Annotated in this window: 17 protein-coding genes; 12 read left to right on the forward strand and 5 right to left on the reverse strand. The window is 61.3% G+C overall.

What is annotated here, in order from left to right; translation table 11 throughout:
* Positions 1–22: 22 nt before the first annotated feature.
* Positions 23–478, reverse strand: a complete 456-nt coding sequence (locus HHL09_RS08970; protein ID WP_169454219.1) for a hypothetical protein — start codon at positions 476–478, stop codon at positions 23–25.
* A 94-nt stretch (positions 479–572) separates the two neighbouring features.
* On the opposite strand from HHL09_RS08970, the gene HHL09_RS08975 reads away from it, so the two are divergent.
* From HHL09_RS08975 to HHL09_RS08995, 5 genes are all read left to right on the forward strand, one after another.
* Positions 573–926, forward strand: coding sequence for a hypothetical protein (locus HHL09_RS08975; RefSeq protein ID WP_169454220.1), 354 nt, complete (start codon positions 573–575; stop codon positions 924–926).
* 145 nt (positions 927–1,071) lie between these two features.
* On the forward strand, positions 1,072–2,298 hold the full coding sequence (locus HHL09_RS08980; RefSeq protein ID WP_169454221.1) for a TolC family protein: 1,227 nt from the start codon (positions 1,072–1,074) through the stop codon (positions 2,296–2,298).
* Between the two features lie 19 nt (positions 2,299–2,317).
* Complete coding sequence (locus HHL09_RS08985) at positions 2,318–3,472, forward strand: efflux RND transporter periplasmic adaptor subunit (protein ID WP_169454222.1); 1,155 nt, start codon at positions 2,318–2,320, stop codon at positions 3,470–3,472.
* 4 nt (positions 3,473–3,476) lie between these two features.
* Complete coding sequence (locus HHL09_RS08990; RefSeq protein ID WP_169454223.1) at positions 3,477–6,602, forward strand: efflux RND transporter permease subunit; 3,126 nt, start codon at positions 3,477–3,479, stop codon at positions 6,600–6,602.
* Between the two features lie 55 nt (positions 6,603–6,657).
* A complete protein-coding gene (locus HHL09_RS08995; RefSeq protein ID WP_169454224.1) occupies positions 6,658–7,137 on the forward strand; it encodes a hypothetical protein in 480 nt (159 codons plus the stop codon).
* Between the two features lie 66 nt (positions 7,138–7,203).
* On the opposite strand, the gene HHL09_RS09000 is transcribed toward HHL09_RS08995, so the two are convergent.
* Positions 7,204–8,409, reverse strand: coding sequence for a nickel/cobalt efflux transporter (locus HHL09_RS09000; RefSeq protein ID WP_240963761.1), 1,206 nt, complete (start codon positions 8,407–8,409; stop codon positions 7,204–7,206).
* 93 nt (positions 8,410–8,502) lie between these two features.
* Between HHL09_RS09000 and HHL09_RS09005 the strand changes: the two genes are divergently transcribed.
* The 7 genes from HHL09_RS09005 (at position 8,503) to HHL09_RS09035 (ending at position 14,241) form a co-directional block, all read left to right on the forward strand.
* The gene (locus tag HHL09_RS09005; protein ID WP_169454226.1) at positions 8,503–8,778 is read left to right on the forward strand and encodes a metal-sensitive transcriptional regulator; all 276 of its coding nucleotides are present in this window, start codon (positions 8,503–8,505) and stop codon (positions 8,776–8,778) included.
* A gap of 109 nt (positions 8,779–8,887) precedes the next feature.
* The gene (locus HHL09_RS09010) at positions 8,888–9,247 is read left to right on the forward strand and encodes a hypothetical protein (RefSeq protein ID WP_169454227.1); all 360 of its coding nucleotides are present in this window, start codon (positions 8,888–8,890) and stop codon (positions 9,245–9,247) included.
* Between the two features lie 93 nt (positions 9,248–9,340).
* Positions 9,341–10,705, forward strand: a complete 1,365-nt coding sequence (locus tag HHL09_RS09015; RefSeq protein WP_169454228.1) for an efflux RND transporter periplasmic adaptor subunit — start codon at positions 9,341–9,343, stop codon at positions 10,703–10,705.
* Entirely contained in the window at positions 10,702–11,379 is a 678-nt protein-coding gene (locus tag HHL09_RS09020) for an ABC transporter ATP-binding protein (protein ID WP_169454229.1), read from the forward strand. The genes HHL09_RS09015 and HHL09_RS09020 overlap by 4 nt, the downstream gene beginning before the upstream one ends.
* Positions 11,376–12,524 (forward strand): ABC transporter permease, encoded by a 1,149-nt coding sequence (locus HHL09_RS09025; protein WP_169454230.1) that lies wholly within the window; start codon positions 11,376–11,378, stop codon positions 12,522–12,524. The genes HHL09_RS09020 and HHL09_RS09025 overlap by 4 nt, the downstream gene beginning before the upstream one ends.
* Position 12,525: 1 nt before the next feature.
* Positions 12,526–13,677 carry an ABC transporter permease gene (locus tag HHL09_RS09030; protein ID WP_169454231.1) on the forward strand — a complete coding sequence of 384 codons (1,152 nt, stop codon included), beginning with the start codon at positions 12,526–12,528 and terminating at the stop codon, positions 13,675–13,677.
* Between the two features lie 18 nt (positions 13,678–13,695).
* Positions 13,696–14,241, forward strand: coding sequence for a hypothetical protein (locus tag HHL09_RS09035; RefSeq protein ID WP_169454232.1), 546 nt, complete (start codon positions 13,696–13,698; stop codon positions 14,239–14,241).
* Here HHL09_RS09035 and HHL09_RS09040 read toward each other — a convergent pair whose 3' ends face one another.
* The 3 genes from HHL09_RS09040 to HHL09_RS09050 are packed head-to-tail and all read right to left on the reverse strand — an operon-like array spanning position 14,242 to position 19,636.
* The gene (locus HHL09_RS09040) at positions 14,242–17,598 is read right to left on the reverse strand and encodes a tetratricopeptide repeat protein (protein ID WP_169454233.1); all 3,357 of its coding nucleotides are present in this window, start codon (positions 17,596–17,598) and stop codon (positions 14,242–14,244) included.
* Positions 17,595–18,968, reverse strand: coding sequence for a DUF3142 domain-containing protein (locus HHL09_RS09045; protein ID WP_169454234.1), 1,374 nt, complete (start codon positions 18,966–18,968; stop codon positions 17,595–17,597). The genes HHL09_RS09040 and HHL09_RS09045 overlap by 4 nt, the downstream gene beginning before the upstream one ends.
* Complete coding sequence (locus HHL09_RS09050; RefSeq protein ID WP_169454235.1) at positions 18,965–19,636, reverse strand: 3-keto-disaccharide hydrolase; 672 nt, start codon at positions 19,634–19,636, stop codon at positions 18,965–18,967. The genes HHL09_RS09045 and HHL09_RS09050 overlap by 4 nt, the downstream gene beginning before the upstream one ends.
* Between the last annotated feature and the right edge of the window lie 122 nt (positions 19,637–19,758).

Below are 19,758 nucleotides of genomic sequence, written 5' to 3' on the forward strand. Positions count from 1 at the left end.
GTCCAACATTGATCACGTCGGGCTAGGCGGGGATCCGTCCACGGATCGCTTTCGAGAGGAGTTCGCGCCGGTCCTTGGCGATCGGCGCGAGGGAAAGATGGATGCCGGAGGTCTTTTCTTCGGAAAAATGGAGCGTCAGCCGGGAGGCATCCACGTCAGCCCCCGTGATCTGGGCCCAAGGAATGACCTGCATCCCCGACTCCGCCCGGAAGAAGGGGAAGACCTCCACCCCGATCGGGCTGAGCAGGATGTAGGCGTGCTTCGTGCAACGCCAGGCCACCCGCAGCGACAGTCCCGCCAAAGCCAGCGGGACGATCCCCCAGGCCGGGTGCGGCAGTTGGGGATTCTCCGCGCGATGCGGGGCCAGCAGGAAAAAGACCAGCGCCGCCATCACCAGAACCGCCCCCGCAATCCAGAATCCGGTCGCCTGCCCGGCCCGGGTGAAGCGCAGTTCCTTGTGGGGTTCGGAGACGGCCATGTGCGCCAAACTTCCTCAGGACCCCGCCTGATGGGAAGCCCATTCCGGCGAGATTCGGCTTGCAGGAGGCCCTCCGACGCGTTTCTTGGTCAGCGTGCGCAGCTGGTTTACATGGCTCCTGGTGTTCGGCGTGATGGCCGGGCTATGGGGCCGTGTGCTCTCTCTGGATCACCAGCACGGGAAAAAGGAGGTCGCGGCATGCTGCGATCACGACCACTCCCACGATGGCTCCGATTCGCAGGGCGATGCTGGCGACCACGGGAAGGATTGCCCTCCGTGGCCGCACGACCATCACCACACCTGCTGCCACCAGGCACCCTTGGCTGGTGCCGAGATACCGAACCCCGGCCTCGTGCCCCCCGGTGCCTCTTGGCTTGGCGTCACTTGGTCGACGGCTCTCCCTCCGGACGAGCCGGTCTTTGCCTTGGACAAGCCTCCTTTGATCTGAGCATCGCCTCCCGATGCTCCGGCCTGCCGTACCCACGGCCCGCCGTCCTTCCGTGAAGGCACCTTGATGCCCGCGGAGTCCCTCAAGTCCTTTGTTTGACTCATCCGTCCAAGGTTTTCCAACCAGGCGGTTTCTACCTTTATCCATGTATTCTTTTCTATCCCGTACCGCGGTCGTTTGCCTTCTCGCGGTATCCGCGGCCAAGGCCGAACCCGGTGTCATCATCTCGCTCGAAAGCGTGGGTGGCCGGATCAAGGCCCAAAATCCTGATCTCGCCGCCGCCCGGCTGCGCATTCAGGAAGCCATCGGCCGAATGACCCAATCCGGACGCCTGTCGAATCCGGAACTCGAAGTCGAAGCCTCCCACGATCCACGCTTCCGCGAGCGCGGGATCCAAGTCGGCTTTTCCCAACGCTTCCCGGTCACGAACCGGCTCGCCTTGGAAAAGCAAGTGTCCGCCACCGAAGTCAAGGTGGCCGAAGCCGAAGTCCGCGAAGTCCAGCGCCAGCTCGTCGCCCAAGCCCGCGAGGGCATCGTGAACGTGCTGGCCATCCGGAAGCGCCGCGAACTGCTGAAGGAACAATCCGCGCTCTCGAAGGAGTTCTCGGACTTCCTCACCGGCGTCGCAGAGAAGGGCGAGGGCTCACCCCTCGACGCCGGACAGGCGAAGCTGGAAGCCACCAGCCTGGCGCTGGAGATGCGCCAGCTCGATGCCACGGAAGCGGCAGCGGTCGGCGAGTTGAAGCCACTGCTCGGCGTGCGCCCGAATGAACCGCTCTATGTCGGAGGAGCGCTTCCGGAAGCAGCCATTCCCGCCGCTGCGGTCGATCCCTCGAAGCGCCCCGATTTCCAAGCCGCGAAGCTGGATGCCAAGGCCGCCGCCCAAGGCGTCGCGCTGGAGCAATCGAAGCGCTACGAGGACATGGAGGCCGGAATTTTCGCCGGCGTCGAACGCACCGAAGACGCTCCCGAGGGCTATGACCGCGAAGGAATGGTCGGGCTGCGAGTCAAGATCCCCCTGCCCTTCTGGAACAAGAACGAAGGCGCGGTGCAGGAGGCCCAGGCGAAGCAAGAGCGGAAGGAAAAGGAAGCTACCGCGCTGGCCCGGAACATCCGCCTCGAAGCAGAGGCCGCGAAGAACGAGATGCTGCAGTGGCAGAAGCTGGCAGTGGAAACCACGGACACCCTGCTGCCCTTGGCAGATGAACAGGCGAAGGCTTCGGAGGAGGCCTACCGGAAAGGCCAGGGAGAACTCCAGGCCGTCTTCCGCAGCCGGGAAAAACGCATGCAATTGCAGGCCGCCCGCTTGGACGCCCTGCGTGAATTCCACCTGGCCCGGGTCCGCTACGAGTCCGTGCTCGCCAAACCTTGATCACCCTTCTTTCACATTCATGAAACCTTTTGTTAGACCGCAGCTCGCAGCATTCCTGCTCCTGCTGCCCTCCCTTGCCCACGCTGCCGCACCCGCAGGAACGGGCACCGTCCTGCTGACCGAGGAGGGCGTGAAAAACCTCGGTATCGAAACTGTCGTCGTCGAAGAATCGACCTTCGAGGAAACCGCCTTCGCGCTCGGCCGCATCGAGGCCATGCCCGGCCATACCGCCACCGTTAGCAGCCGGATTTCCGGACGGCTCGTTGCGCTGGATGTCCAAACCGGAGATACCGTCAGCGAGGGCCAAGTGATCGCTAAGGTCGAGAGCCGCCAGCCCGGTGATCCGCCCCCCGTGATTCCCCTCACCACTCCGATCAAGGGTCTGGTGATGCATTCCGAGACCCGCCTCGGAGATCCGGTGGAGCCGGACAAGGCATTGCTGGAAATCACCGATCTCTCGGAGGTCCACGCCGTGGCCCGCGTGCCGGAATATCACGCCGGCTCGATCAAGCCGGGAGCCAAGGCGAAGATCAAGGTAGCGGCCCTTGGCGAAAAAGAATTCGAGGGCGAACTCCTGCGCTTCGGCACCTCCGCCGACCAGGAAAGCGGCACCATCGATGCCTACTTCAAGCTGGCGAATCCGGAAGGCATCCTGCGTCCTGGCATGCGGACGGAGTTCAGCATTATCAGTTCGCTGCGCGAGAACGTGCTCTCGGTCCCGAAGGAATCGCTGCAAGGCAATCCGGCGAACCGTCACGTCTATGTGAAGCACACGACCATCCCGAATGCCTTCGAACGCGCCAACGTTCAGGTAGGTGAAGCCAGCGGCGATCGCGTGGAAATTATCGACGGGCTCTTCCCCGGCGATGAAGTGGTCACACGTGGTTCCTACTCGCTTGGCTTTGCAGGCGGTGGCGGTGGCATGTCGCTCAAAGAAGCGCTCGATGCAGCCCACGGCCACAAGCATAACGAGGACGGCTCCGAAATGACGCCGGAACAAGCCGCCGCGGCGAAAGCCGGAGGCGGGGAAGCGGGTCATGAACACGGCGAAGCGAAGGGCAGTAGCTCTCGCGAGCTCTTCTTCATGATTTCCACGGGTGTGCTGGCGGTGCTGCTGGTGATCACTTCGATCACCAAGCGCAAGCCGCAGGACGAAACCACTGAACAAGCTTGAGACGATGCTAAACGCACTCATCCGCTGGTCGCTCCGCAGCCGGGCGGTCATCATCGGGCTTGCCCTGCTGCTTTCCGTAATGGGCTTCCAAGCCTATCGAGAATTACCGGTCGAAGTCCTTCCCGACCTGACCAAGCCCACGGTCACCATTCTGGTCGAAGCCCCCGGACTTGCTCCGGAGGAAGTGGAGACACTCGTCACCCAGCCGATCGAAAGTTCGCTGATGGGCATCTCCGGGCTCAATCGCCTGAGATCGAGTTCGGACATCGCGCTCTCGCTCGTCTTCGCTGAATTCGAATGGGGCACGGATATCTATCAGGCCCGCCAGTTCGTCCAGGAACGGTTGCAAAGCGTGAGGGAGTCCTTGCCGGAAGGCACACAGCCTTACCTCACGCCGGTTGCGTCGCTCATGGGCGAGATCCTCCTCATCGGCGTCCGCAGCCCGGACGGCAGCACCGCTCCAATGGATGTCCGGACGATCGCGGATTGGACCATCCGCACGCGCCTCCAAGCGATTTCCGGCGTAGCCGAGATCCTCAACATGGGTGGCGGCGTGAAGCAGGCCCAGGTCCAACCGGACCCTTGGCGCATGCAGGCCCTTGGCGTCTCCATCGAGGAACTCCAGCAAGCCACTCAGGAGGCAGCGACCAACTCTACCGGCGGCTTCATCGATAAGGGCTCGCAGGAAATCATGGTCCGCAACCTGGCGATGACAGTCCAACTCGAGGACATCTCGAAGACCGTGATCAAGCTGGTGAACGGTCGCCCCATCAGCATCGCGGACGTCGCGAAAGTCGCATGGGACACCGAGCCAAAGCGGGGCGATGCCAGCGTGAATGGAAGCCCGGGCGTGATCATGAGCGTCACCAAGGCGCCCGGCTTTGACACCGTGGCACTGACCGAGAAAATCGAGAAAGCGATCGAGGAGCTGAAGCCCGCACTGCCGGAAGGCGTGGAGGCGATGATCCTCTTTCGCCAGCGCGATTTCATTGATCGCGCGATTGATAACCTGAAGAACGCGATCGTCGAAGGAGCAGTGATGGTTACCATCGTCCTCTTCCTGTTCCTGCTGAACCTGCGCACCACCGCGATCACGCTGATGGCGATGCCCCTGAGCTTCGCGATCACGCTCCTCACCTTCAAATGGATGGGGCTAAGCGTGAACAGCATGACCCTGGGAGGTCTCGCCGTGGCCATTGGCATGGTCGTGGACGATGCCATCGTGGATGTGGAAAACGTCTTCCGAAGGCTCAAGGAGAACTCAGCATTGGCCGAGCCCAAGCCGAAGTTGGAAGTCATCGCCAAGGCTTCCGGAGAAGTCCGGAACTCGATCCTCTATGCGACCATCCTGATCGTTCTCGTCTTCGTCCCGCTGCTCGGCCTGACCGGGGTGGAAGGCAGGCTCTTCGGACCGATCGCAATTGCGACGATCGTCAGCATGATCGCTTCCTTCGTCGTCTCGCTCACGGCGATCCCGGTGCTCTGCTCGCTCCTCCTGAAGGAACGGATGAAGCCGGGTCATCACGAAGACGGCCGCCTGGTGAGCCTGCTCAAGGCGACCCTGAAGAACACGCTGCTTCGCCTAAGCCTGCGGCAACCGACTTTGGTCATCGCCATCGTCTCGATGCTGCTGGTGCTCGCACTCATGCTCTATCCGAAGATGAGCAAGGACTTCCTGCCCGCATTCCATGAGGAAACCGTGATCGTCACCACCGGTGCCGCACCCGGAACCTCGCTGGCGGAAATGGAGCATCTCGCAAAGGCGGTGGAAAATCAGATCCGCCAAGTCCCCGAGGTGAATCACATCGGCCGACGCATCGGTCGCGCCGAGCGGAGCGACCATATCGTCCCGATCTCAAACGCGGAGTTCGATATCGACTTCAAGAAGGGAGCGAGCAATCGCACCAACAAGGAGATCCTCGAAGACATCCGCCAGCGGGTGAGAACCGTCCCCGGCACCTTCAGCGTGCTTTCCGGACCGCTATCCCACCGCATCGCCCACTTGCTAAGTGGCGTGACAGCTCCAGTGGCCGTCAAGGTCTTCGGATCCGACCTGAACGTGATCACCGAGATCGGCGGAAAGGTTCAGGCCATCGCCAAGACCATCCCCGGCTTGGAAGACGCGAAGCTCGACCAGCAGGCTCCGATTCCACAGCTCCGTATCGAACTGGATCGCGAGCGGGCCTTGGCACACGGCGTCACGCCGGGTGAGCTGAACTCCGAACTCGCCACCCTACTCGGCGGCGGGAACGTGGCACAGCTTCGCGAGAACCAGCGCACCATCGATCTGGCGATCCGCCTTCCCCTCGAGTGGCGCAGCGATCCGGAGAAAATCCGCGAGCTGCCGATCCACACCAAGACCGGTCGCAACATCCCACTCAAACTGGTGGCAGACGTGCGTGAAGCTTCGGGCCCCAGCTCGGTCTTCCGCGAGAACACCCAGCGCCGCTACGTGGTTTCGATCACGCCGACGCAGCGCAATGCGGGCGAACTCGTGCGCCAACTTCAGGAGAAGGTGGCGGAGCAGATCAAGATGCCGGAAGGAGTTTTCGTCAGCTACGAAGGTGAGTTCCAGGCGGAGCAAGCCGCCGCACAACGGATCGCGATCCTCTTCAGCATCATCCTCGCGGTGATCGTCATGCTGCTGTGGTCCTATTTCCGCAGCCTGGTGCTGGCAGTCCAGGTGCTGCTGAACCTGCCACTCGCCCTGATGGGCAGCTTGGCGCTCACGTGGATTCTGGTGGGAAACATCAGTATCGCGACCCTGGTAGGCTTCATTGCGGTCGGCGGTGTCGCCGCACGCAACGGGATCATGATGATCTCCCACTATCTCCATCTGATGAAGCACGAGGGCGAAGCCTTCACGGAGCGGATGATCGAGCGTGGCACACTGGAGCGATTCGTTCCGGTCACCATGACCGCGCTTTCCGCAGGCATCGCGCTGATTCCCTTCGTGAGATCACTGGGGCAGCCAGGCAAGGAGATCCTCAGCCCGGTGGCGATCTGCATCGTCGGCGGACTGATCACCTCCACGCTGCTCGACTTCGCCGTCACGCCGGCCGTCTTCCGGCTCTTCGGCAAAAAGGCCGCCTTGCAAGCCCTCCGCCTGCAAGCACCGGCAACGCATTGAATAAGTTCACACGGACTCTCGTTCCAAAACAAAACCGACCATCAATACGAAAACCATGAAACCAAACCTGTTGATTCTGCTGGCACTGCTCGGAGCGCCCCTGGCCTTCGCCGAGGACAAGCATGACCACTCCAAGGAGACCAAGGAAGAGCACGCGGCGCATGATCACGATCATGACGACCACGATGAAGATGAGCACGACCACGGCAAGAAGGGCCCGAACGGAGGCATGATCGTCGACTCCGTAACCCCGGCTATCGAGGTCTCCGTGGACAAAGGCCGCAAGGCCCGCATCGTCTTCCTCGACAAGGAGAGCAAAGCTGTGGATCTCGAGAAGCAGGTCGTCACCGGCACCAGCGGAGAACGCTCCAATCCGGTGAAGCTCACCTTCACCGCGGGCAAGGACAAGGACGCCAATGTCCTGATTTCCGACAAGGCCCTGCCGGAAGGTGCGCACGTCCCGATGATCCTCGTGATCAAGGCGACTCCGGACGCCAAGGCGGTGACTGCTCGCTTCGAGCTACACCTCCACTGATTGAATAAACAAAGAGCCTGCGGGGAAAGGTTGACGTCTCCAAACCCGCAGGCCCTTTTTAATTTCTCAATGCTGATGCAATCCCTGCAGCCCCTGCCACCCGTGCCAGGCCATGTAGCAGGCAAGCAGCACGAGCAGGGCGCTCGAGAAATAAGGAGCCTTCCGGATAAAGTTTCCGAAGCCTTTGAAGCGTTTCTCAGCATGCCGCACGCTCCACGCTGCTGCCGCGCCTACCGAGACCATCGTTAGCGCCAGCCCGAAGCTGAAAGCCGCCACCAAGGCGAAGCCCAGCGTGTATTGCTTCACCTGCATGCAGACCAGCAGGACGGTAAGCGCGGCAGGACAGGGCATCAGGCCGCCCGTGAGGCCGAAGAGAATGATCTGCGGCGTGGTCACCGTCCGGTTCGCAAAGCGCCTGCGGATGTCCTCCGCGTGAGCCGCCTCGTGCGCGTCCTGATACTCGTCCTCACTTTCGTCGTGATGGTGGTGGTGGTGACCGTGGTCATGCCCATGACCGTGAGCATGCTCGTGATCATGATGATGGTGGTGACCATGAGCATGATCATGAGAGTGCCCGTGATCGTGCCCATCTTCTCTGAAGGACACCTTGTAGCGATGCGAGTGATCGTGATGCGAAACCTCGATCGAAAGCTCGAACTCATGCGGCTCGGGGACTTCTTCCACCGACTCTAGAAAGCCCTCCTTCGTCACGAAATGGAACACCTGCTTGCTCCCGTCAGACCGGGTGGTCTCGACTTCCACCGAGGAAGGATCCGGCACCTTCGTTTTTCCATGCTCGCTGAACTTGAGGCGGAAGACCGGCGGCACGCCGTCCTCAAAAACGGCAAGCTCGATGATCCCGTGCCCCGTATTGATCACCTTCGCACCCTCTTCGGCATGGTGATGATGGTGCTGGTGATGCGCCGCCACATCCCTGCGGGTCCGCCAGAACATCCAGATCGCGAAACAGAGGATAATGATTCCGGAGGCGATCTGGAAATAGGGCTCTGTCGCCTCTGCGCTCCACTTGCTCCCGAAGCGCAAGGCCAGCGCGGCGAGCGCCCAGATCACCAGCGAGTGCGAGATCGCGGCGGAAACTCCCAGCAGCACCGCCTGCAGGATGGTGCCGCGGATCGCGATGATAAAGGCAGCCATCATCGTCTTCGAGTGCCCCGGCTCCGCCCCGTGCAAGGCACCGAGCAAAATCGCAGTCGGAATGAAAACCCAGAGATTCGTCGCGCCACCGGCCAGTGCTTGGGATAAATCGGTCACAGGAAGGACCATACCCCCTACCCCCTTATCGACAAGCCGGGAATTGCGTGATTTACTTTCCTACTTCAAGACCCCTCCGTCCCACCGACCGACATGCATCTGGATTCCTACGAAGAGAAAAAGGCGTTGAAAATGCGCCTCCGGAAAATCGCCGGCCAAGTCGCCGCTATCGAGAAGATGGTGGAGGAGGACCAAGAGGTTCCGGACGTCCTGATGCAGGTGGTTTCGGTAAGGAAGGCGCTCAAGTCCTTCTCGGAAGTTCTCATCCGCCAGCACGCGCACGAATGCCTCGAGCACACCCCGGACGCCGAGCTGAGCCGGAGAAAAATGCGAGAACTGCTGAAGGTTCTGGAGCGCTATATCGAGTGAAACGGGAGCAAGGCTTGGGGAATATCCCCTTGACCCCTGACTCCCACCGGTGCGACTGATAACGAAGATGCGACGGGTGATTGCAGCATTCTTGCTGGCTTGCCTCGGGATGATTATCCCGTTGGCTGGCTCCCCCGTGCGTTTCTGCGTCTTGGATCACAAGGTGCTGATCCAGGGATCTGACACCTGCAGCAAGGAATCGAAGAAGAAGTCATGCTGCCCGGACTGCCGTGAAAAGAAGAGCGAGGGCGATCCTTGCTGCCTGGAGGTCGATCACCTCCCCGATGCCACGCCGCCCGCCTCGCCGGACAGCGTGCCACCGGCCTTGGTGATGGATCTTCCGGAACCAATGTTCATGGCGCCGGTAATGGCACCCGTGGTGGAGCAGGTCTTCATCGCGGCGACGCCGATCCGGGGGCCTGATACTCCCACGGCGCATCGAGCCGTGCTCGGAATCTGGAGACTGTAAAGACGGCGGCCTTCCCCGCTCGTTCGTGGCCATGCCTTCGCGTGGCCCTTTTGCCTGCCCGTTTCGCAGGCGCAGTTTCACTGATTCCCTTTCATGACCCCTTCCCTTGATTCTCTGACCCGCCCGGAAAGTGGCGGAACGCCCGCCAGGCGAATGCCTGCCTGGCTGATCCCTTCGGGCATTGCCCTTGGATTTGCTGTCCTCTTCCTCGCCCTTTTCAGGGACCGCTTGCTTCCCGCCCCGGACGTCAAAACCGCCGTGGTGCTCACCACCACCGGCGATGCGAAGAACGCGTCGGCCTCCGCCTCACCCGGAAACATGCTTTTCCAAGCCAGCGGCTGGATTGAAGCGGATCCGCTGCCGGTCAAAGCCACCGCCCTGATCGATGGCGTCGTCGACAAGGTGATGGTCCTGGAGGGCCAACTGGTGAAAGAAGGCGATCCACTCGCCACGCTGATCGATGCCGATGCCAAACTCGCTCTTGCTGCCGCAGAACGACAACACGCTGCCATGGTCTCCGAGTGCGAGGCTCACCAAGCCTCCATCGAGACTCTGAAGAAGAAACTGGAGGGCGCGGCCACCCGGATCACCGCGGCCAGAAGCTCCGAGGACGAGGCAGAGGATCGCTATTCCCGGATCAAGAACCTCAAGTCTGCCATCTCCGAATCGGACATCGTCTCCGCTCGTCTCCGCTATGAGCGGGAGCGCTCCCTCCATCTCGCAGCCCAAGCCGAGGCCGCGGAACTGGAAGCCGAGATCAACCGGGTCAATCTGGAAACCAAGGCCAAGGGCGATGGCATCGATGGCGCATGGGTCGCTGTCCAAAAGGCCAAGCTGACCCTTGAGCGAACCAAGATCCCGTCCCCCATCAGTGGCCGGGTGCTGCGCCTGAATGCCGCTCCCGGACAGAAGAAGATGCTACAGATGGACGAAGCCGAAAGCTCCACCATCGCCACGCTCTACGATCCCGCGAAGCTCCAGGTGCGCGTGGATGTCCCGCTCGCCGATGCCGCAAACCTGAGCGTGGGCCAGAAAGCGAAGATCCGTTGCGGACTCCTGCCCGACAAGATCTTCGAAGGCGAGGTCACCCGCATCACCGGTGAGGCAGATCTCCAACGCAATACGCTGCAAGCAAAGGTCCGCATCCTCGATCCCATCGACCAACTCCGCCCGGAAATGCTCTGCCGCGTCGAATTCATGGGGAATGCCTCCATGCTCACCCAAGCCGGCGGTGCGCTCGCCACCTGGATTCCGCAGGAAGCTGTGGCCGATGGGGCGGCATGGGTCTGCGATCCCGAAAGCAAACGCGTGAGCAAGCGCAGCATCCAAGCCAGCAACGAAACCCGCGAAGGCATGGTCCGCATCTCGGAGGGCCTGAAGCCCGGCGAGCATGTCGTCCTTTCACCCCAAGGCCTCGATGAAGGCCAGCGCGTCAACCCCAGCCTTGTCACCCAATGAGCGAACCGATGATCCAATGCCGCGGCCTGTCAAAGAGCTACCGCAAGGGCAACAACGTGGTCACACCGCTGGAGAAGCTGGACCTCGATGTCCCGCGCGGAGAATTCCTCGCGCTGATGGGGCCCTCGGGTTCTGGCAAGACCACGCTTCTGAATCTGCTCTCCGGCATCGACTCGCCGACTGAAGGCTCGCTGGTCATTGCCGGCAAGGAACTCGCAAAGCTTTCCCGCCGGGAACTGACGAAGTGGCGGGCATCCCAAGTCGGCTATATCTTCCAGCTCTACCATCTGGTGCCGGTCTTGACCGCCTTCGAGAATGTCGAACTGCCACTGCTGCTCTCGCCGATGTCGAAGAAGGAGCGCCACGTCCGCGTGGAATCCGCACTCTCACTCGTCGGTCTGCATGACCGGATGCATCACACGCCCACCGAACTCTCCGGCGGCCAGGAACAACGCGTCGCGATCGCCCGGGCGCTGGTGGCCAATCCTTCACTTTTGGTAGCCGACGAACCCACTGGCGACCTTGATCGCGAATCCGCGACCCGGATCCTGGATCTGCTGAAGCAGCTCTCCCGCGAGCACGGCAAGACCATCGTGATGGTGACCCACGATCCCCGCGCTGCCGAGTCCGCGGACCGCACCCTTCACCTTGAGAAAGGACTCCTCGTATCATGAACTGGATCCTGAATCTGCTGAAGCTCTCCTGGACGCAGCTGGTGCGTCACAAGGTGCGTTCACTTCTGACAGTGCTGGGCGTGGCCTCGGGCATGTTCCTCTACACCGCGGTGGAAACCCTTCAGCGTTCACTTGCCAAGGCGACCGAAGCGAGCGCCGCGGACACGACGCTGGTGGTCTATCGCCAGAACCGCTTTTGCCCTTCGGCGAGCCGCTTGCCCGAGCACTATGCCGACGAGATCCGGCAGATTGACGGCGTTCGCGAGGTGATCCCGGTGCAGATCGTCGTGAACAACTGCGGTGCGTCGCTAGACGTGATCACCTTCCGTGGTGTGCCTGACGACCAGTTCGCCAAGTTCGCGCCGGAGATCCAGATCATCGATGGAAGCATGGCGGAATGGCAGAAGCGCGGGGATGGAGCCTTGGTAGGCGAGGTCTTCGCCAATCGGCGTGGCTTGAAGCCTGGAGATCGCTTCGATGGAGCCGGTGTGACCGTCACGGTCTCGGGGATCCTGCGCTCCCCTTTCCCGCAGGATAACAACGTCGCGTATGTGAAGCTGCCTTTCCTGCAACAGGCATCGAAGGCGGGCCTCGGTGTAGTCACGCAGTTCAATGTCAGGGTGAATTCGTCAAAAGATCTCGCCCCCGTGGCCAAGGCGATCGATGAGCGTTTCCACTCCGATCAGCAGCCGACCGACACGAGACCCGAGAAAGCTTTCTTCGCGGAGACCGCCGGGGAACTCATCCAGATCATCGGCTTCACCCGTTGGCTCGGCGTCGGCGCCGTGCTTGCAGTGACCGCATTGGTGGCGAATGCGCTGCTACTGGTCGTGCGCGGTCGCGTGAAAGAAAATGCGGTGCTCCGCACCCTCGGCTACCCGGGACGAGCCATCGCCTGTCTGGTGGTAGGTGAAGGCGGCATGCTCGGGCTGATCGGCGGGATTGCCGGTGTGGGTCTCTCCGCCGCGTTTCTCCGCTGGCAGAGCTTCACGATGGGGAACGAGGGACAAACGCTGGCGATCCAGCCGGACACTACCGTGATTTCCACCGGCATCCTCTCGGCCCTCATCTTGGGTGTCCTTGCGTCGCTGTGGCCTGCTTTCCAAGCGATGACCCAGCCAATCGTTAAAAACCTCCGAGGCTGATATGCTGCCTTTCAACTATGCGGTGCGGAACCTCTTCCGCTCAAAATCTCGGCTGCTTCAGACCATCGGGGGCAGTGCCCTGGTGGTGCTGCTGGTCATGGCCGCGGTGGCCATCAATGCGGGGATGAAACGCGTGCTCTCCGCCTCCGGTTCGCCGCACAATGTCATCTTCGTCGGCGCGGGGTCGGAGGAGAGCATCCAGCGCAGCGAGGTCGCAGAGACCGCCGCAGGGATCGCCGAAGCGGCGGTGCCGGGCATCAATGAGACCCTCGGTGTTCGCGCCGTCTCCAACGAGATCCACTACATGAACTTCGTCGATCTCGAGGGAGGCATCCGCAAGCAAGCAATGTTCCGCGGAGTCACGGGGCAGGCCCTGAGGGTTCACCCCGAGGTCCGGGTGACCGAGGGCAGTTTCCCTGCCGCCGGGCAGGTGATGGTTGGCCGGCTTGCATGGCGGAAGCTGGGCATCGGCGAGAACGCCCTGAAGCCCGGAAAGACCATCGTGCTGGATGGCCAAAAGCTGACGATATCCGGCAGCTTTGCAGCCCCCGGCACGGTGCTTGAATCGGAAATCTGGGCCACGCTCGGCGATCTCCGGGTTCTCGCGAAACGTGACACCGTGTCCTGCGTGGTGCTGCGGCTCGACAATCCCGAGGACTTTTCCGAAGCCGATCTTTTCGCCAAGCAGCGCCTCGATCTGGAACTCAGCGCTCTGCGGGAAAGCGACTACTACGCGCGACTTAGCACCTTCTTCAAGCCGCTGCGCGCGATGACCTGGATCACCGCGGGCCTCATCGCTGCCGGAGCGCTCTTCGGCGGGATCAATACGCTCTACGCGGCTTTCGCCTCACGGGTCAGGGAAATGGCGACACTTCAGGCGATCGGCTTCGGCCGTGGCTCGCTGCTCGCCAGCTTGATTCAGGAAAGTACCCTCGCCTGCCTGACCGGCGCTTTGCTCGCCTCGGTGATTGCAGTGCTGCTGCTGGATGGCCGCACCATTCCTTTCTCGATCGGTGCCTTCACCCTCGAGATCAGCCCGGCAGTCGCCATCACTGGCGTTCTCACGGGCCTGCTCCTCGGCTTGATCGGTGCGCTTCCGCCGGCGATCCGCTGCCTGAAGCCCGCCCTTCCCACTGCTCTTCGATCTTCTTGAATCCATCCACGAACCAACATGAAACCAAGCATCATCATCCTCGCTGCTGCAGCGGCTCTTCTCGCCTCCTGCAAGGAAAAGGAAGCCACCAAAGCCGAATCCGCACCAGCAACGAGCTCTGCCGCTCCTAGCGCCGAACTCTCCAAGATCCTGGCCGCAGCCCCTTCCGGGGAAGCCAAGGCGATCCACGTCGTCCGCACTTCGGTGAAGCCCGGCGACGAGATCACGATCTCCGGCAAGATCATGGGGACCGAGTCCCCCTTCGTCTCCGGCCGCGCCGCCTTCGTCCTCGGTGACACCGAGACACTCACTCCTTGCAATGAGCAGCCCGGCGACGAGTGCAAGACCCCATGGGACGTCTGCTGCGAGACCTCTGAAGAGATCAAGGCAGGCACCGCCACCATCCAGATCGTGGGAGCCGATGGCCGCGTGCTGAAGGAGAACCTCGAAGGCACCGGTGGCTTGGCAAAACTCGCCAAGGTCACCGTGACCGGGAAGGTCGCCGAAGGCTCAACGGCGGATGCACTTGTGGTGAACGCGACCGCGATCAAGGCAGGAGACTAACTAGCCGTTCTCCAGCCAGTTCATCATCGGACGCAGGCGGAAGAGACAGGTATCGCCATAGACCAGATTCCTTAGGAAAGGCATCGCCGCCGGATTCTTCCGGAATGCGGCGGCGACCGCCCGCCTCTCGTTTGGATCCAGCAGTCGCAGGCCGCAGTCCGCAAGGTGCAGCGCCGCATCCATCCGGAGTTCCGGATGGGAGGGATCGGAAAGCACGCTCGCGAGATCAGGGAGAGCACGTTCGAAGTTCCGTGCTTCGATCGCCACACTTGCCCTGAGCAAGCTCACATCCGCGGCATAGCGGCCATTCGGGAAGCGCTTCTGAAAGACCTCGATCTCGTCGTCTAGGCCCACCAAGGCAGAGCGGTCTGGATTCAGGCCCTTACTCATGCGCTTGTATCCTCGTGGGATCGGTGCCTCCGGAAACTCGAAACCCCGGACCTGCGGGACACGGCAATATCGGCGAACCTGCTGCCGGAGCAAAACCAAGGAAACTGCCTCGGCCTTCGGGGAATCAGGATATTGCTGGAGATAGGTTCGCCAAGATTCCTCGGAGCCTCCCGCATGATGACGCTGGAGAACCGCAAGCAAAGGGGCTAGAGGCACCCAGTCCCCGTCCGCCGGAGGCGGAGGCACATCATTCAAGCGCAAGTCGGCATAGCGCCGGAACAGATCCGCGCTGACTCCGGGAACGGAGGCTGCAATCGTGAGATCATCAAGGTGATTGACGGTCACGAGCACCGTGTCCGCCACCAATTTGGGACGCAGTTCTTCGAAATCCTTTTGCCATGTGGCCAAGCGAGACCTGATGTCCTCTATTCCGGCTTCGTCCGCAGTTGGCAGCCTTCTAATGCCATCCATGATCCTTTTTGCCGCGCCCTCCGCACTCGGGTCCGCCTCGTACCAAGACCATCGGGAGCCGTCCGGATGACTTATCGCCCAAGCCATCGCCTCGGCCGCACGCCATGAGGAATAATCACCGGCCATCCAAGGCTGGGTCATTCCCGGAGGAGTGAAAGTCCAGGTGGCTGCCCGCAAGGCTTCCGGGCTTGCCGGATAATCTTTTCGCAGACGCCCAACCAGACTTGCTGATAGCGCGGCGGCATCCGTTTCCACCGCGCGTGCCAAGCGGTAATGAGAGAACTCCGCCAAGCGGAAGATGGCTTCATTCGCTTCCTCCAGAGCCGGGGCTGCAATCTCTGGTGCCTTGGACCCTGCCGCTTTCAGGAAGTGCTTCAAGGCGTGGACCAGTTCATCCCGCGAATCAAGTTCCTCGGTGATCGCCTTCTCAGACAAGCCCATGAATGCCCCGTTCTTCCTACGGATGAGATCGATCTTCTCAGGCTCGCTTCCGGCATAGTCGAAGCAGTCCTGGAGCGGGAGCGTGACTTTCCCACGGAGTTCCTTCCAACGGCGGCCAATCCTCAGGTGCTGGGCCGATACATCCTTCCCTTCCTTCTCCGCGTCTTCCGCGATCTCAATCGCTCCGGCGAGGGATTCGATCTCCTGTTGCCAGCCGGCTTGGTCCATCGAGAAACGGGGAACATAGTAATCCGGATACCGGCCCTCCGTGGGCTGGGTCACGAAGGGATCGAGGTAGCGACGGGCCATGTTAAAATCACCCGCAGCCAAGGCCCGCATTCTCACAATCCCGCGGAGCAGCTCTGCCTCCCGGCTGTCGTCAGGCAACCTTCCCAAAGGAGCCGCAAGCTGATCCAAGGAGCCGAACTGGGCGATAGCATCGATCCACTGCGTCAGCTCCTTTCGCAGATGAAGGTAGGGAGGCCTCTCGTCGCCGGTGAAGTATCCTTTGTTAAGCACGAGCAAGTCCAAAAAGGCCTCGCCTGCCTGATCTCCACGAAAGCGGGCGATTGCTTGGTCGAAGGCGGTGTTCCTGGTGATCACGCTATCCGGGAATTCACTGCGCAATGCCTGATAAACCGCAGCGGCCTCCCCATAGCGGCCGCATGCGGCAAGCGCCGAAGCATGGCCGTGGAGAAGCTCGTCGGATCGCCGCTGTCTCAAGGCCTGCTCAAACAAAGTCTTCGCCTGCTCTGGCTCGCCCTCCTGAAGCGACGCCCAACCAAGAATCTGCAGCGAACCCGGATCGACAGGCTGCCCCGCCATGGTTTTCACCACCGCTTTCCCCAAGGAGACCAGTCCCTCCTTCGCGAAAGGCTGGGCGCGATCATTGAGGCTCCGCACATACTTCACGGCATCCCCCTCTTCCTCAAAGCCAAGGACTCCCGGCATCATCTGGGAGCGCATCGCGGGGTCCAGAGCTTGGAATACGAAGAGGCGGGCGATCGCTGGCTCGGAGGCGATCTGCGCCCAAGGCATCGCCTCAACGAGCAACGTCATCTGATAAGTGTCGTGTTCCTGCTGGAAGAGCTCCGCGAAGAACTTGTCGCACTCCAACATCACCGATCTCACGACCTCACGGCTCGGCTGCATTTTAAGACGCTCCAACTGGAGTCGAATGGCCGTGGGATAGTCCTCCCGGTCCGCCGATACGGCAGCAAGCCAACCCCGGAGATCCGCCACAAAGCGCCCCTGCGGATAGCGCTCCATGTTCACACGGAAGTTTTCGGTCGCGGCATTCCTGAGTGCTTCCACCTCATGGCGATCCACCTTGGGAGTCTGCCGATTCAGCCGGCGCGACTGTTCCAGAAGGCTTCTTCCCTTCATCAACCGCGCAACCTCCGCCCGAGGATGATCCGGCCAAGTAGTCACAACCGCTCCAAAGGCCTCGGCCGCCTCCGCAAGCTTGCCGTTTTCGTAGAGATAAGCCGCTTTCTGGACCTCATAGTTCGGCTTCAACTCCTCCGCGGAAGACGCCATCGCCTTATCCAGCTCGGCCACTCCCGCTCCGATCCTTTCCTCGTAGCCCCGCATCGCCAAAGCATAGTCCTGCTCGCTCATGTTCCAGCGCTTGGAAGGCGGTGAGCTGATGAAGCCCGCACGCTCCCCCAGCTTGCCCAGCCGCCAGTCGAGATAAGGACCAGCCAGAGACATGATCTTGTCGTCGCTGGCGATCTCACGCAGCTCGATCAGATAGTTCGCAACCCTGAGGCGGAAGTCACCTTCACGATTCCTCTCAAGAGCTTGATCAATCTTCGCCAACCGTTCCGCAACCGGGAGCGGCGGCAATTCCTTCGTGAGTTCCCCGCATCTCCGGATCATGTCCGCCATGCTCGCCGCATCTGCCGCGGCTGGCTTTGCCTCGGCGAAGAGCTCGCGCCAACCCTTCCCGGGATAGCGCTGCGGGTAGTGGTCCAGCGGTGGCGGTGCCTGGTAAAAGTAGGGGCCGCAGGCGAGGACGAAGGGCGCCGCCAACAGAAGGACGCGACGGTTCATGGGAGTGGTTGTGGTGGAGAAGCATCGAGTGACCAGCGGAGCTCTTGATGATCCTTCACGGGGACTAGGCCGGGCTCACTTGCGATTTCTTCATCTACTCCCAAACCGGCGAAATGAATCACTATTTTTCGTGAAAAATTGATGGAGATCGGACTGCCTTCCGGGAGCGAGGTGCGGAAGAAATCACCCGGCCCGGCATGTGCGAACGAACCCGGCCGATCCGACTCCAGAGCCAGCTGGTGCATTTCGCCGCCGGGCTTCATCACGAGGTCACCGGGGCCTTCATTTCGCAGGATGATCCTGCCTGCGGAATCGCGCGTTGCCTTGATGGAAGGAAACGGTGATTCACTCCTTGCAAGCGCCGCGAGGTGTTGCGGCGAGCGGGATGTACGGAGACCCGGTCCAGGAAGTGCAAACCATACGATACCGCTCGCGCCGGACGAAAAAGATGTGCGGATCAAGTGCTTCAATTCCTCATTGTCAGGAGCACGCCAGACCAGAAGCTGATCCGCCTCGACCGAGGTTCCCTGAAAGTTGATCGACCGGTCCGCGCGATAGGCAGCTCCGCCGCTGAAACCGGAAAGCGGTTTCAAGGATTGCATGTCGGCCAAGGCTTCCGGTGACCATTGGCGCAAGTGGCCGACCAAGCTGCCGTCCGCCTTGAAAAGCGTGAGCCGCTCGAAGTTCGGCAAGCCTGCGCGCCATGTTTTCCTACACTTCTTCCAGCGCTCGATCCGCCGGGCTGTGTCCGTCCCGGCCATCGGCACGACTTTCCCTGCCACGACGTCGCCGGGAGGATCCGCAGTGAGATCATAGAACATTGGCACCAGCTCATCGACCGTCTCCGAGAAGCGAGGAAATGCCGGAGAATCGATCCAACTCGCGAGGGCAGTCACCGAGACCTTTTCCAAGCCGAGCTCCGAGCGGAGTTCGGAAACAAAGACTCCGAAACGGGGCAGCAGGCGGACCGGGCAATCGTAGTCGAGTTGGATTGCAGACGGGACTTTGCCATCGAAGTGATGGCGTAGCCATTTGGCCAAGGAGGCAGCTGCATCCGGCTGCTCCATCATCGCGGGGCCAGGATCCAAGCGGAGCACCGGGGTGGCGGAGCCCAAGACATCCGCGGTGCCGAGGGGGCGCGGCGACCATTCGCCATTCCTCCAGCCGAATTCAACGATCTGCCGGTAGAGAGGACCGCTCCCGGACTTTCGAATCGAGGCGGTCTCACGCTCAGCCAAGGCGCTGGAGCGATGCCAGATCCAGAATCCAGGCGCCTGGTCCTGCGACAAAGGAGAACTGGCGGGGGATGCCTTTCGTTCGCACCCGCCCGCCAGCAGTAAAATCAGAAGCAGTGGCCGCAGATGCTTCACTTCAGGGAATCCAGCTCCACCTTGCGGAACTCGACTTCGGTGCCTTCCGCCTGCAGGGCGATCTTGCCCTTGCTGGCAGTGGACTTGCTGCCGTGATTCACCTCGGTGCCATTCACCCATACCTTGATCTCGTTGCCCCTGCACTCGATGACCATGGTATTCCACTCGCCGAGCGGCTTTTCGGAGTCGTCGGTCAGGTTCTTGATATTGCGGGCGTCATCGGGACCGCCGCCGAATTTCTGGCCTTCCTTGTGAGGGCGACGCTTCTCCATGTCCGGCACTTCGATGTTTTCACCGATGCACCAGAAATCCCCGGCTTGGCCGGACTGCATCTGTACTTCAATCGATTTCGGGAACATGCCGTACAGTTCGCGCGGCTTCGATGCGTGGACCAGCACTCCGCAGTTCCCGGCCTTACCGGTGAAGCGGTATTCCACCGTGAGCTTGTAGTCGGAGTAATCCTTGTCCGTCACCAAGTGGCCGAGCGGCTTGCCCTTCGAGACGAGATTGCCATCGCGGACGATGAAGCTCGGCTCGATGTCCGGTTTTTTATCGGCATCGGGAACATCGGTGGTCCAGCCGGAGAGGTCCTTGCCGTTGAAAAGAGCCGCCGGCTCGGCGAAAGCCGTGATGGCGAGGAGAGGAAAAAGTGCGAGGATGGATTTCATGTGATTTAAACGGAATCGTGCCTCTACGGCACTGGCTAAACCATCAATTTCACTTCCCAGTCGTTTCAAACCAAAAAGACAGCGACGTTTGATGAAAGTCGAACTAAGGTGGCGCGGTTCGA

The organism is Luteolibacter luteus (assembly GCF_012913485.1).
Lineage (GTDB): Bacteria > Verrucomicrobiota > Verrucomicrobiia > Verrucomicrobiales > Akkermansiaceae > Haloferula > Haloferula lutea.